The organism is Polaribacter sp. (assembly GCF_051251875.1).
GTDB lineage: Bacteria > Bacteroidota > Bacteroidia > Flavobacteriales > Flavobacteriaceae > Polaribacter.
Genome location: NZ_JBPOGL010000002.1, coordinates 141641 through 155656, shown reverse-complemented (window position 1 = coordinate 155656; position 14016 = coordinate 141641). Strand labels below are relative to the sequence as shown.

The following is a 14016-nucleotide window of genomic DNA, read 5'->3' as shown; positions in this document are numbered from 1 at the left end:
TAACTACACAATAAAAATGATAAATATCACTAAGAAATTAGGCACACAAGAAGAGAAATTAATCAAACAAAAATATTATTTTTTGATAATTTTTAAAGTTTGAGATTGCGTAATAGACTGTATTTTAACAAAATAAACACCCATAGAAAAGCTAGATAAATTTATTTCTGAGGTGATTTCCGTTGTAGATTTCGAAAGAATTTTTCTACCAGAAGCATCAAAAACAACTATTGTTTTAAAGTTATTATTTTCTGGAAGAGAAAGTGTAAAAACACCATTTACACTCGGATTTGGAAATACATTAATTGTAGTATTTTCAAATGATTTGGTGTTTAAAACACCATTTCCTTCTTCAATAGTTATAGCATTGTTTATGCCTACATTGTTTATGGTTTCTACAATACCTGTTGTATTCCAGGTTACTTTTATATAATCTATAGAAGCAGCATTTGCCAAACCAAAAAACTCATAACTAGAGTTTTGACCTAAATACCCTTCTCCGCAAAGCGTGTATCTAAATTGAGATTTTCCATTTGCAAAAACCTCTATTCTATTCCCAATTCCGTCTTTATTACTAGCAACACCTACCAATTTTACTTTTAACCAGTTGTTCGTGTTTATGGTTTCATTTTTCCAAAGAAAATTACTATGAAGCTCATTTACAACAAAAATTTCTGGAAATCCATCATTATTAACATCACCAATTGCATTCGAAAAGCTTCTTCTTTTATCGTTTTCAAACCCAATATTAGCAGGAATTGAAAAGTTTTGATTGTTGTTGTTTTTATAGAAAGCAGAAGGTAATTTGTTATCTGTGCCATCTTCTTGTCCGCTTACATATAAATCTAAAAAAGAATCATTATCTGCATCTAAAAAAACAGCTCCCCAAGAAACGTTAGAAAATTTGGTATTCATTTGATCTTCTACTCTAGAAAAAGTATCATTTCCGTTATTTTTTAAATGAACATTTCCAATGGGCGAATTGGTAACATAAATATCAAACCAGCCATCATTGTTGTAATCTCCTATGGTAGATGACATTCCGTCTGCAGAAATATTTGCACCTGTTGGTATGCTTACATCTGTAAAAGTTTCATCGCCATTATTTTTATACAAATAACTTTGATCGTATTTATGATTGGTTACAAAAATATCTTGCCAACCATCATTATTATAATCAAAAAAGGCCGAACAAAAGGTGGGATCATTTATTTGATTAATTCCAGCACTTGCACTAACATTGGTAAAAGTACCGTTTCCGTTATTTTTTAACAACGCATTAGGTTGCGTGTCTCCTGTTTTTAAAAAAGCAAGAAAAATATCTAAAAAACCATCATTATTAAAATCGCCAAAAGAAGCTCCCCAAGTTGCAGATGCAAAAGAAGTTAATCCTGCTTGTACAGAAATATCTTGAAAAGATAAATTTCCATTATTTCTAAATAACTTTATAATTCCTTCTCTACTTGTTAAAAACAAATCTTTATCGCCATCATTATCAAAATCTACCCAAATAATTTGTTTGGTTTCTACATTACCCGTATTCACAATAAAACTAGAATCTTCTACAAATGTGCCAGCATTATTTTTAAAAAAACGTACTGCTTTACCAGATTCTGTTGCAATGCTTAAATCATCCCAACCATCATTATTATAATCAGCAAAAGAAACGCCACCACCATAAACACCTGCTCCAAAAGAAAAGTCTAAATTAGAACCTGTTGCTATCTCTGTAAATTGTAGTTGAGACCAACATAAATTAGAGACCAATACAATTAAAAAGGTTATTTTTTTTATCATAATCTAAAACTAATTAGATTCAAATTTACAAACAAAAATTAAAAGAAAAAAGCATCAAGAATGAACTTGATGCTTTATTATTATATATATTCTACTCATTTAGAGTAAGAAACTTAAAACCATTAGTTGGTTACATTACAAATAATCTTCTTGCACTCATCATATGAGAAACACGTTCGCCAATGGCGTGTAACGCTTCTTCATTATCCGCATTTTGTATTGCTTCATCAATAAAGTTAACAACAGCTTTCATATCTTGTTCTTCTAAACCACGAGTAGTAATTGCAGCAGTTCCAATACGGATTCCTGAAGTTACAAACGGACTTTTATCATCAAAAGGAACCATGTTTTTGTTAACAGTAATATCTGCTTTACCAAGTGCAATTTCTGCATCTTTACCAGAAATATCTTTATTACGTAAATCTATTAACATACAGTGGTTGTCTGTTCCGCCAGAGATAATATCATATCCTTTTGCAACAAATTCTTTTGCCATTTCTGCAGCATTTGCTTTTACTTGTAATTGATATTCTAAAAACTCATCTGTTAAAGCTTCACCAAAAGCAACCGCTTTAGCAGCAATAACATGCTCTAAAGGTCCACCTTGATTTCCAGGAAAAACAGAAGAATTAATTAAAGTAGACATCTTTTTAGGTTTTCCACTTTTTAAAGTTTCACCAAAAGGATTGTCGAAATCTTTACCAATCATAATCATACCACCTCTTGGCCCACGCAATGTTTTGTGAGTTGTAGTTGTAACAATATGACAATGAGGAATTGGATCATTTAAAATTCCTTTGGCAATTAAACCAGCAGGATGAGAAATATCTGCCATTAAAATAGCACCTACGCTATCTGCAACTTCTCTAAATTTCTTAAAATCGATATCTCTTGAATACGCAGAAGCACCAGCAATAATTAATTTTGGTTTGTGCTCTTTTGCTTGTGCAGCTAAATGATTGTAATCTATAATTCCTGTTTCTTTAACAACTCCATAAAAAACAGGGTTGTATAATTTTCCAGAAAAGTTAACAGGAGAACCATGAGTTAAATGCCCACCATGTGATAAATCGAAACCTAAAACGGTATCGCCTGGTTTTAAACAAGCTGCATAAACTGCTGTATTTGCTTGAGAACCAGAATGTGGCTGAACATTTACATATTCTGCGCCAAACAATTCTTTAGCTCTGTCTATGGCAATTTGCTCAATAACATCTACTACTTCACAACCTCCATAATATCTTTTACCAGGATATCCTTCAGCATATTTATTTGTTAAAATAGAACCTTGAGCTCTCATTACTTGATCACTTACAAAGTTTTCTGAAGCAATTAACTCTAAACCATTTAATTGTCTTTCTTTTTCCTCCTCTATTAAGTCGAAAATTTGATTGTCTAGTTGCATTATTTTAGTTGTTTTTAAAGAATTGCAAAAATAGCAAAAAACAGATTCGTAAAAAATAAATTTTTAATGATATTTTATGTTTTTTAGTAGATTATTTTATTTTTAAGAGTAAAGTACTGTTAAAAATACATTTTATGTTGTGAATTTATTTTTTAAACGAAAAAAAAATGTTTAGGTTTGAGGAAAAATAAATCCATCGTATAATGATCATATCAGCAAATAATCCAAAAAGAAAATCTTGGCTTAAAGTACATAAAGATTCAGACTTCCCAATTCAGAATATTCCGTTTGGTGTTTTTATCACCAGAGATGATATTATTACCATAGGTAGTAGAATTGGAGATTTTGCCATTGACTTAGGTGCATTTCATCAATTAGGTTATTTTGAAGGCATACCGTTAACAGATGATATTTTTCTACAAGATAATTTAAACGATTTTATTGCCGATGGTAGAAAAACTTGGCGTTTGGTTAGAAATAGAATTGCAGAAGTTTTTGATGTTACCAACGGAAAATTGCGTGACAATGCCAATCATAAAGATAAAATTATCTTTAGAATGGATGAAGTAGAAATGTTATTGCCTGTTGCTGTAGGAGATTATACAGATTTCTACGCAAGTAAAGAGCACGCTACAAATGTAGGTTCGTTATTTAGAGATCCAGAAAATGCATTGCTGCCAAATTGGTTACATGTACCTATAGGTTATCATGGTAGAAGTTCTTCTATTGTGCCTTCTGGAACAAAAATTAGAAGACCTTACGGACAAATGAAACCTGCTGAGGGAAGTAACACACCAGGATTTGGGCCAACTAAATTATTAGATTTTGAACTAGAAATGGCGTTTATTACTACAGATGCAAATGTTTTAGGCGAAAGAATACCTATAGAAGAAACTGAAGAATATATTTTTGGATTGGTACAATTTAACGATTGGTCTGCTAGAGACATTCAAGCTTGGGAATACGTGCCTTTAGGTCCGTTTTTAGGAAAAAACTTTGCCTCTACCATTTCTCCTTGGATAGTAACATTAGATGCTTTAGAACCTTTTAGAGTAGAGAATCCGAAACAAGTTTATGAGCCGCTACCCTATTTAAAGCAAAAAAGAAAAGGAAGTTATGATATTCATTTACAAGTAGGAATTAAACCAGAAAACGGCGTAGAAACCATAGTTGCCAACTCTAACTTTAAGTACATGTATTGGACCATGTCTCAACAATTGGCACATCATACTGTAAACGGTTGTCCTGTAGAAGCTGGAGATTTAATGGGGTCTGGTACCATTTCTGGACCAACAAAAGATAGTTATGGTTCTATGTTAGAATTAACTTGGAAAGGTAAAAATCCTATTACATTAAAAGATGGTACAGAACGTAAATTTATCAATGATAACGATACCGTAATTATGCGTGCTCATTGTAAAAATGATAAAATAAGAATAGGTTTTGGTGAATGTATTGGTACTATATTACCTGCTAAATGATCCTTATTAACGATTTAGTTTATGACAAAATTATCTTTACATGAAAAAGTGGTTACCAAGCTTTTTAATACAAATGAAAAACTAACATTCTTTGATATTGGCGCTTGCGAAGGATTAAGTAGCGTGCGCTATTTATCCATTTTCTCTAATGCCGAAATTTTTACTTTTGAACCAGTTCCTAAAAACTTTGAAAAAGTACTAAAAAATAAAGAGAAACACAATTTAAAAACGCTATACCCTTTTCAGTTAGGACTCTCTTTTGAAATTGGTGAAGCTACTTTTTATCTCTCTTCTGGTCATCCTCCAAATAAAGAAAAACCTGATGATAATTCATCTGATTTTGGTAATAAAAGTTCTTCTTTATATAAACCTGATAAAACAAAGGAAATTCATCCTTGGTTAAAATTTAAAGAAACAATTACTATAAAAACAACCACTTTAGATAATTTTTGCGAAACTAAAAAGGTAACTTCCATCGATTTTATTCACATGGATGTTCAAGGAGCGGAATTAATGGTTTTACAAGGTGGAAAAAATATGTTGAAAAACATAAAAAGTATTTGGCTAGAGGTAGAAAAAATTTCTTTATATAAAGACCAAGCTTTGAAAAAAGATATTGAAAATTTTCTAAGTAATCGTGGTTTTGTATGTCAATTAAATAAAGTAAATCATATTGCTGGAGATCAATTATGGGTGCGAAAATCTTACCTTAGAAAAATGGATTCTAAAACAAAATTATACTTATCAAGAATTAAAATGAAAACCCAAATAAAGTCTAATCTTTCTACTTTTTATGGAGGTTTACTTTATAAAATTAAGAATTTATCAAAATAATCTTTAGATTGATGTTTTCTTTCTATTAAAAAACTTCTTCAGTACTTTATAAATTTATTCTTGATAAAAATATTTTTAGTAGAAACAAACGCTATCAACAATTAATAAATATATTTTTCTATTTAAATAAGTAACGTAAAAAAAAGCGATCTGAATTTCAGACCGCTTTTTTTGTGAATTGTAAATAAAGTAATTTATTTAATTTTTATTTGGTAATAATAGTCAATTCATCTACAATATGTTTTGCTTTAGAATATTTGTCTATCAACCAAAGTACATATCTAATATCAACATTTATGGTACGTTGTAATTTTGAATCAAAGATTACATCTCCGGCCATTGCTTCAATATTACCATCAAAAGCCAAACCAATTAACTCACCTTTTCCATTAATTACAGGAGAACCAGAGTTACCACCAGTAATATCATTATCTGTTAAAAAATTTACTGGTAATTGACCACGTTTATTTGCATAACGCCCATAATCTTTCTTTTCGTAGATATCTAACATGCTTTGATCTAGATCAAACTCACTATCATTTGGCTTGTACTTTTTAATCATACCTTGAAAAGTAGTGTAGTTATTTTCATTAGCATCGTTTCTTTTATCTGCAGGTAACGCTCTCACTTTTCCGTAAGATAATCTTAAGGTAGAATTTGCATCAGGATATTCTATTTTACTTAAACCAGACTCACGCAAACCTTGAACTAACAACCTAAAAGACGCTTGAAAATCGTTTTCTGGTTGTACTAAACTTTCCGGACTCTCTCTATATTTATCTAATAATTGTGAAGATAATTGAAGTAAAGGATCGCTGTTTAAGATAGCCTCATCTGGATATTGTAAATAAGCTTCTACTCCTTCTTTTGAAGTAAACATACTCAGTTTAAAAATAGCTTTTGTATATGCAGAAAAATCATTGTTGCTTTCTTTTCCTATTTTAGCTACCAGTTCTGGTAAAGGATAATTAGATTTTGATGCCAATAAACCCAATTGTTTGGCTAAAACTTCCTCTTCTAATGGTAAGTGAAAATCTTTATAAGAACTTTCTACTACCGCTTGTAATCTTGGCAACATATTTTTACGTTCTGCCTCATTAGCACCTGTATATTGTTTTAATGCAGCGCCAAGTCTGTACGGTAAAATAGCAAATTTACTAGAACGTAACATTCCTAATAGATAATTGGTTTGTTTCGTTTTTTCGTTTGTTAATTGATAATAATTATTAATGTTTTCTATAACATTTCCGTAGGTATCTTTATTTTTTTTCTTTTTTGCCCACTTTTCAAACTTGGCTTCCGTTTTGCTTTTCTTTTCTACTGTTTTATGTTCGGTTAGCGCTGTAATCATTCCGCCTCTATTTTTCCAATAGTTAGCAATACCAGCATAGGAAGACGCATACATTAAATTTACTTCATCACTTTCATTCATGTATTTTTTCATCACATCCATACTTAATTTAGAGCCTTCAACCCAAGCAGGATATGCATATTTTACATTTTGTTCTACACCTTGTGCTGGCATCCAACGGTTTGTTCTACCAGGATATCCTAAAATCATGGCAAAATCATTTTCTTCTACCCCAGCAATATTAACAGGTAAATGGTATTTTGCTTTTAAAGGCACATTTGCTTTTGAATATTCTGCTGGCTCTCCGTTTTCATCTGCATAAATTCTGAATAAAGAAAAATCTCCAGTATGTCTTGGCCATTCCCAATTGTCTGTATCTCCACCATATTTACCAACATTTTCTGGAGGTGTTCCCACTAATCTAACATCTTTATAATCTTCATAAACAAAGTAATAATACTCATTTCCTTGATAAAAAGGACGTACAGAAACTGTGTATTTTCCTCCTTCATTATTTTCTTGTTCTATTTTAGCAATTTCTTTGTTTATGGTTGCTTCACGTTCTTTTTCACTCATTTGATCATTTACAAGTGATAAAATACGTTTAGAAACATCGTCCATTCTAACAAAAAAACGAACGTATAAACTTTCTGGTTTCATTTCTTCTTCTAAAGAACTTGCCCAATATCCATTTTTTAAATGATTTTGTTCTGCTGTTGATAATTCTGCAATAGCACTGTAACCACAATGATGATTTGTTAACACCAATCCGTTTTCTGATATAATACTTGCTGTACAACCTCCATTAAATTGTACAATAGCATCTTTTAAACTTTTATTATTAATGCTGTAAATTTCTTCAGAAGTTAATTGTAAGCCCATTTTTTGCATATCTCTATGGTTTAAACGGTCTATATGCATTAGAAACCACATGCCTTCATTTGCCATTGCTGACGGAAATGAAATCATTATTACTAGAATTGTAAGGAATATTTTCTTCATGTTATTTTGTTTTGAATAATAGCTATAAAAATACTAAAATTTAAGTTTCTTTTAAATAGAAATTATGTTAAAAACATGTAGTTTTTAAAGCGCTATTTCTTAAATACTTCCATAAAAAACGCCTTGTAAACGGACTTCTATCTAATAAAAAAAAAGGTATTTTAAAACCACCTTTTTTAATTTTCTTTACTAAATATCGAAAAAAAACAGATTGAATTTATATGTTTTATAAAACATTCCACAACCAAAAAGGCTTCTTAGAAATACTTTAATACAAAAAAAATAGCTTGGAAAAATTCCAAGCTATTTTTTTATAAGCGTTCTAAAATGAGTTATTTCTCATCATCATCATCATCAAGATCTTCTACGTTTAAATCATCATCTTCATCAAAAGAGTCTTCATCTTCTGCATAATCTTCCATAGTTTGCTCTAGTTTAGAACTAATTTTTACTAGATAAACTGTATCTTCAGTTTTAACTTCTACAGCTTTTATGGTTTCTCCTTTTGCATTTTTAAAGGAGATAATATCCTCATAATCATAACCGTCAGGATATTTTTCTACCAACATATCTAATATATCGGTGGTTAATTTGGCGTATTCTACAATTACTCGTTTCATTTTATAATAATTTATTCAATTAATATGAGATTCCTCAAGCGTCAATAAAGACTCGTTACGGAATAACACTATACTTTAAAATTAATATTCAACTTTTATATTAAAAGCATCTACGATGCTACATTTCTAATAAATATGCAAAAATTAATGGAGCAACAATGGTTGCATCACTTTCTATAATAAACTTTGGTGTATCAATATCTAATTTACCCCAAGTAATTTTTTCGTTAGGTACTGCACCAGAATACGAACCATAACTTGTAGTTGAATCTGAAATCTGACAGAAATAACTCCAGAAAGGTGTTTCTGGTTTTTCCATATCTTGGTACAACATTGGCACTACACAAATAGGGAAATCTCCAGCAATTCCTCCTCCTATTTGAAAGAATCCAATTCCGTTTTCTGAATTATTTGTATACCAATCTGCAAGAAAAGTCATGTATTCAATTCCAGATTTTACGGTGCTTGCTTTTAATTCTCCTTTTAAAACATAAGAAGCAAAAATATTTCCCATGGTAGAATCTTCCCAACCCGGACAAATAATAGGCAAGTTTTTTTCTGCTGCCGCATACATCCAAGAATCTTTAATGTCTATTTCATAGTATTGTTCTAAAACACCAGACAACAACAATTTGTACATGTATTCATGTGGTAAAAAACGTTCTCCGTTTGCTTCTGCTTCTTTCCAAATTTTTACAATATGTTCTTGAATTCTTCTAAAAGCTTCTTCTTCTGGTATGCAAGTATCTGTAACTCGGTTTAGGCCTTTTTCTAATAAATCCCACTCATCTTGTGGCGTTAAATCTCTGTAATTTGGTACACGTTTGTAGTGAGAATGTGCTACTAAATTCATAACATCTTCTTCTAAATTTGCACCTGTACAAGAGATAATTTGTACTTTATCTTTGCGAATCATTTCAGCAAAAATCTTTCCTAATTCTGCCGTGCTCATTGCTCCGGCTAAGGAAACTAACATTTTAGATCCTTTATTTAATTGTGCTTCATACCCTTTTGCTGCATCTACCAAAGCTGCTGCATTAAAGTGTAAAAAGTATTTTTCTATAAAATTTGTAATTGGTTTGCTCATTTTATTTTTTTATTTTTTTTTAATGTTCTCGATACGATTTTTCAAAATAGAAAAATCACTCGAACTGACATCATAGTTATTCGTATTAAAATTATGACTGTCACATCGAGTGAAATTTCTTTTTCAGAAATTTTGTATCGAGATGTTAATCATTATAATTAGTTATTTAACACCAACTTATCGTAATACTTTTTTATTTTTTTGGAAGTTTTCTAACTTCAAATATGTCTTTTCTTCTATCTTTTAAATTACGTACGCTACCAAACTTATTCAAATCTTTTAATAAATCCAAATCTACATCGGCAATTAAAATCATTTCTGTGTTGGTGGTTGCCTCTGCTTTTATTCCGTTTGCGGGAAAAGAAAAGTCGCAAGGAGTAAATACCATAGATTGTGCATATTGTATATCCATATTATTTACTTTTGGTAAATTACCAACACTACCAGCAATGGCCACATAACATTCATTTTCTATGGCTCTTGCTTGCGCACAATACCTAACTCTAGAATATCCGTTTTGAGTATCAGTTAAAAAAGGAACAAATAAAATATCCATGCCTTCTTCTGCTAAAAGTCTACTTAATTCTGGAAATTCTGAATCGTAACAAATTAATACGCCAATTTTACCGCAATCAGTATCAAAGGTTTTTAACTCATTTCCGCCTTGCATTCCCCAAACTTTTGCTTCATCTGGTGTTACATGTAATTTTTCATATCGTTCTGTAGAACCGTCTCTTTTACAGATATAACCCGCGTTGTACAACAAGTCATCTTTAATTTCTGGCATACTACCAGTAATAATATTAATGTTGTAGGTAATTGCTAATTCAGAAAATTTTTCAACAATCTTTGGTGTGTATTTTGCCAATTCTCTAATAGCTTGCGATTCTGGCAAGTGATTATTGTCTGCCATTAAAGGTGCATTAAAAAACTCTGGAAACAACGCAAAATCTGAACGATAAGCAGCAACTGCATCTACAAAATATTCTGCCTGTTGCATTAATTCTTCCAAATTTTTATACAAACGCATTTGCCATTGAATTAATCCTAAACGAACTACTTTTTTCTTACTTGCAGCTTTTTTAGACTTCTTTTCATAATAAATATTATCCCATTCTAACAAAACAGCAAATTCACCAGAATTTTTATCACCTTCTAAATATCCTTTCAAAATTTTAGATGGATGAAAATCATTAGAAATTTGAAAATTTAAAACCGGATCATGAATTTCTTTACGTTTTACACAGTTTATATATTCTTTTGGTGATAAAGTTGCTGCATATTTATGATAATTCGGAATTCTACCTCCGAAGGCAATGCCTCTTAAATTCAGTTTTTCTGCTAGTTCTTTTCTATAATCATACAATCTTCTACCTAAACGTAAACCTCTGTATTCTTTTTTTATAAAAACATCTATTCCGTATAATACATCACCTTGATCATCATGAGTGTCAAAAGTATAATTACCGGTAATGTCTTCATAAGTATGTTGATCATCAAAACTATCATAATCTAATTTAATAGAAAGCGCACAACCTGCCAAATCACCATTTATTTTTATAACAACTTGTCCTTCTGGAAATTTACCTATTAAAGACTTAATTTGATCTTCACTCCAATAAGATCCTGGCATACTAGAATATGCCTGAATCATTGCTTCTTTAAACTGTTTATAATCAGTTAAAGTTAAATAGTGAAGCTCTATATTTTCAATATTTTTAATCATTATATCAGATTAATAATCATCATTATCATCTTTAAACTTTGATAACTTATTAAACGGATTTGATTTATTGTCATCATCTCCATTGTCATACGTAGTATCATTTGAAGCAAACTTGTAACTTAACATTTTGTAAAATAATTTTGCTGCTAAAAAATCTGATGACTTTTCAGTTGCATTTGGGCATAATTCTACCATATCAAAACCGACAACATTTTTTTGCTCAAAAACTTCTTTTAAAAACGCTAATGTTTCATAATACAACAAACCTCCAGGTTCTGGTGTTCCTGTAGAAGGCATTATTGATGGATCTAAGGCATCTAAATCAAAGGTAATAAAAACATTTTCAGTTAATTGATCTACAACATCATCTATCCAATCTTCATTGACAGCCATATCATGTGCAAAAAATACTTTGTCTGGATTCATTACTCTTTTTTCAGAAATATCCATACTTCTAATACCTACTTGTATTAAATTTGTATTTTGATTTGCTTCATACACAGCACACGCATGGTTGCATTTAGAACCTTCGTATTCTTTTCTTAAATCTGCATGCGCATCTATATGCAATACTGTTAAACTACTAAAGCACTCATTAAAAGCTCTAATGGTTCCAATAGAAACAGAATGTTCTCCACCAAAAACTGTTACAAATTTATTTCTGTTGATGTACTTTTTTGTTATTTGATGAACTTCATCTACCATTGCTTCTGGTGACGAATTTTCTGTAATTGCGTCTGCCAAATAAACACCTTCTTTATATACTTCAGAATCTGTTTCTATGTCATATAATTCCATATTTTCTGAAGCTTCTAAAAATGCTTGAGGGCCTTTGTCTGCACCTTTTTGCCAAGTACTTGTTCCATCATAAGGAACGGGAATAACTACTATTTTTGATGTTGACAGGTTTCCAAACTCTTGTGAAATTCCTGCATAAGTTTTATTTGTATTCATGTTGTTTTTAATGAGTGTTATTGCACTTCTTGTTTCGCTATTTTTTTTGATTCGTTTTCTTTTTGAACTTCTTCTCCATAGCCTAATATAGATAGTAATTCGCTGCTTTTTTGTTGTTCTTTAAATATTCTTGTGGTAATGTTTCCTTCTTCATCTCTATCAAGTATTAAATGTTTTGGATGTGGTATTAAGCAATGCTGTAACCCACCAAAACCGCCAATTGATTCTTGATATGCACCTGTGTTAAAAAAACCAATATATAACGGATTTTCTTTTTCATAAACCGGTAAATAAATAGCGTTAATGTGTTGTTCAGAGTTGTAATAATCATCGCTATCACAAGTTAAACCGCCTAATAGAACACGCTCATAAGGTTTGTTCCATTTGTTAATTGGCAACATTATAAACCGTTTATTAATGGCCCAAGAATCTGGTAATGTTGTTATAAAAGATGAGTTTATCATATTCCAACGTTCTCTATCATTTTGTTTTTTCTGATATAAAACTTCATAAATTGCTGCGCCAGATTCGCCTACGGTAAAGCTTCCAAATTCTGTAAAAATATTTGGTACTTCTACTCCTGCTTCTTTACAAGTTTCATTAATTTGATTGATAATTTCATCAATCATATATTCATAATCAAAGTCAAAAACCAAAGAATTTTTAATAGGAAAACCACCTCCAATATTTAAACTATCTAAAGTAGGACACACCTTTTTAAGGTTGATGTATACATTTAAACATTTCATTAATTCGTTCCAATAATAGGCATTATCTTTTATACCTGTATTGATAAAAAAATGGAGCATTTTTAAATCTACTTGTTTGTTTGTAGCAATTTCACGTTCGTAAAAAGAAACGATGTTTTTGTAACCAATACCCAATCTAGATGTATAAAACTCAAATTTTGGTTCTTCTTCTGAAGCTATTCTAATACCAACATTTAGTTTCTTTTCAGTTTCATCTAATAAAAGATTTAACTCTTCATAATTATCAATGATAGGAATACAGTTTTGATGACCTGAATTAATTAAATTACCAATATTTTTTATGTATTGTTCTCTTTTAAAACCATTACAAATTACATAGGTTGTGTCTTTTATTTTACCTTCTTTTTTAAGTTTGTTGATAATATCTATGTCAAATGCAGAAGATGTTTCTATATGAATATCATTTTTTAAAGCTTCATTTAAAACGTGTTTAAAATGTGAGCTTTTAGTACAATAACAGTAAAAGTATTTTCCTTTATAGTCATGTTTTTCTATGCTATTTTGAAACCAACCTTTTGCCTTATTGATGTTTTCTGAAATTTTTGGCAGGTATGTAAATTTTAATGGTGCACCATATTTGGCGGTTAATTCCATTAAATTAATTCCATGCCAAAATAATTTATTATTTTCTGTCTTGAATTCTTCTTGTGGGAAATCGAACGTTTGCTCAATTAAATCTATGTATTTTGTGTTCACTTTTGTTTTTTAAATTAATTGCATGATAAATCTGTCTGAACTAAAAACAACTGTTTTAGAATAGAAATTGTAACCTTAATAAAAAAGGAAATTATCACTGTAATATTTGCAAGTAAACAACATGCAACTTTGAGAAAAGCTGCAATTCTTGAAGAATTGAAAATGGAGATACCTTAATTTTTTCGTTGCATTTCCAAAATGCTATGTAACTATCATTCTCCGATTGAGAGCTATATCCGAAATAAGAAAAACTAAACATTTTACTTAAATAAGTTAATCAAAAGTAATTTTTT

At 30.3% G+C, this 14016-nt stretch carries 10 protein-coding genes; 2 read left to right on the top strand and 8 right to left on the bottom strand.

Annotated features, from left to right (window positions below):
• Positions 1 to 75: 75 nt before the first annotated feature.
• Together ACSHW5_RS01850 and glyA are read right to left on the bottom strand one after the other, a co-directional pair.
• A complete protein-coding gene (locus ACSHW5_RS01850; RefSeq protein ID WP_435674402.1) occupies positions 76 to 1797 on the bottom strand; it encodes an FG-GAP-like repeat-containing protein in 1722 nt (573 codons plus the stop codon).
• A 130-nt stretch (positions 1798 to 1927) separates the two neighbouring features.
• Positions 1928 to 3202, bottom strand: a complete 1275-nt coding sequence (gene glyA / locus ACSHW5_RS01845) for a serine hydroxymethyltransferase (protein WP_435674401.1) — start codon at positions 3200 to 3202, stop codon at positions 1928 to 1930.
• 203 nt (positions 3203 to 3405) lie between these two features.
• Here glyA and fahA point away from each other — a divergent pair, with 203 nt between their 5' ends.
• Positions 3406 to 4683, top strand: coding sequence for a fumarylacetoacetase (gene fahA, locus ACSHW5_RS01840; protein WP_435674400.1), 1278 nt, complete (start codon positions 3406 to 3408; stop codon positions 4681 to 4683).
• A gap of 21 nt (positions 4684 to 4704) precedes the next feature.
• Positions 4705 to 5517, top strand: a complete 813-nt coding sequence (locus ACSHW5_RS01835) for an FkbM family methyltransferase (protein WP_435674399.1) — start codon at positions 4705 to 4707, stop codon at positions 5515 to 5517.
• A gap of 205 nt (positions 5518 to 5722) precedes the next feature.
• On the opposite strand, the gene ACSHW5_RS01830 is transcribed toward ACSHW5_RS01835, so the two are convergent.
• The 6 genes from ACSHW5_RS01830 to ACSHW5_RS01805 form a co-directional block, all read right to left on the bottom strand.
• Positions 5723 to 7870, bottom strand: a complete 2148-nt coding sequence (locus ACSHW5_RS01830; protein ID WP_435674398.1) for a S46 family peptidase — start codon at positions 7868 to 7870, stop codon at positions 5723 to 5725.
• A 332-nt stretch (positions 7871 to 8202) separates the two neighbouring features.
• Positions 8203 to 8490 carry a hypothetical protein gene (locus ACSHW5_RS01825; RefSeq protein WP_435674397.1) on the bottom strand — a complete coding sequence of 96 codons (288 nt, stop codon included), beginning with the start codon at positions 8488 to 8490 and terminating at the stop codon, positions 8203 to 8205.
• A gap of 118 nt (positions 8491 to 8608) precedes the next feature.
• The gene (locus ACSHW5_RS01820) at positions 8609 to 9577 is read right to left on the bottom strand and encodes a deoxyhypusine synthase family protein (RefSeq protein WP_203392322.1); all 969 of its coding nucleotides are present in this window, start codon (positions 9575 to 9577) and stop codon (positions 8609 to 8611) included.
• A gap of 193 nt (positions 9578 to 9770) precedes the next feature.
• Complete coding sequence (locus ACSHW5_RS01815) at positions 9771 to 11303, bottom strand: bifunctional GNAT family N-acetyltransferase/carbon-nitrogen hydrolase family protein (RefSeq protein WP_435674396.1); 1533 nt, start codon at positions 11301 to 11303, stop codon at positions 9771 to 9773.
• Positions 11304 to 11312: 9 nt separating this feature from the next.
• A complete protein-coding gene (gene speB / locus ACSHW5_RS01810; RefSeq protein WP_435674395.1) occupies positions 11313 to 12257 on the bottom strand; it encodes an agmatinase in 945 nt (314 codons plus the stop codon).
• A 17-nt stretch (positions 12258 to 12274) separates the two neighbouring features.
• Complete coding sequence (locus ACSHW5_RS01805; protein WP_435674394.1) at positions 12275 to 13723, bottom strand: arginine decarboxylase; 1449 nt, start codon at positions 13721 to 13723, stop codon at positions 12275 to 12277.
• Between the last annotated feature and the right edge of the window lie 293 nt (positions 13724 to 14016).

Coding starts and splice junctions, on each gene's coding strand:
- ACSHW5_RS01835 (WP_435674399.1), top strand. CDS start 4,705: ATGACAAAATTATCTTTACATGAAAAAGTGGTTACCAAGCTTTTTAAT.
- ACSHW5_RS01830 (WP_435674398.1), bottom strand. CDS start 7,870: ATGAAGAAAATATTCCTTACAATTCTAGTAATAATGATTTCATTTCCG.
- ACSHW5_RS01825 (WP_435674397.1), bottom strand. CDS start 8,490: ATGAAACGAGTAATTGTAGAATACGCCAAATTAACCACCGATATATTA.
- ACSHW5_RS01850 (WP_435674402.1), bottom strand. CDS start 1,797: ATGATAAAAAAAATAACCTTTTTAATTGTATTGGTCTCTAATTTATGT.
- fahA (WP_435674400.1), top strand. CDS start 3,406: ATGATCATATCAGCAAATAATCCAAAAAGAAAATCTTGGCTTAAAGTA.
- glyA (WP_435674401.1), bottom strand. CDS start 3,202: ATGCAACTAGACAATCAAATTTTCGACTTAATAGAGGAGGAAAAAGAA.
- ACSHW5_RS01815 (WP_435674396.1), bottom strand. CDS start 11,303: ATGATTAAAAATATTGAAAATATAGAGCTTCACTATTTAACTTTAACT.
- speB (WP_435674395.1), bottom strand. CDS start 12,257: ATGAATACAAATAAAACTTATGCAGGAATTTCACAAGAGTTTGGAAAC.
- ACSHW5_RS01820 (WP_203392322.1), bottom strand. CDS start 9,577: ATGAGCAAACCAATTACAAATTTTATAGAAAAATACTTTTTACACTTT.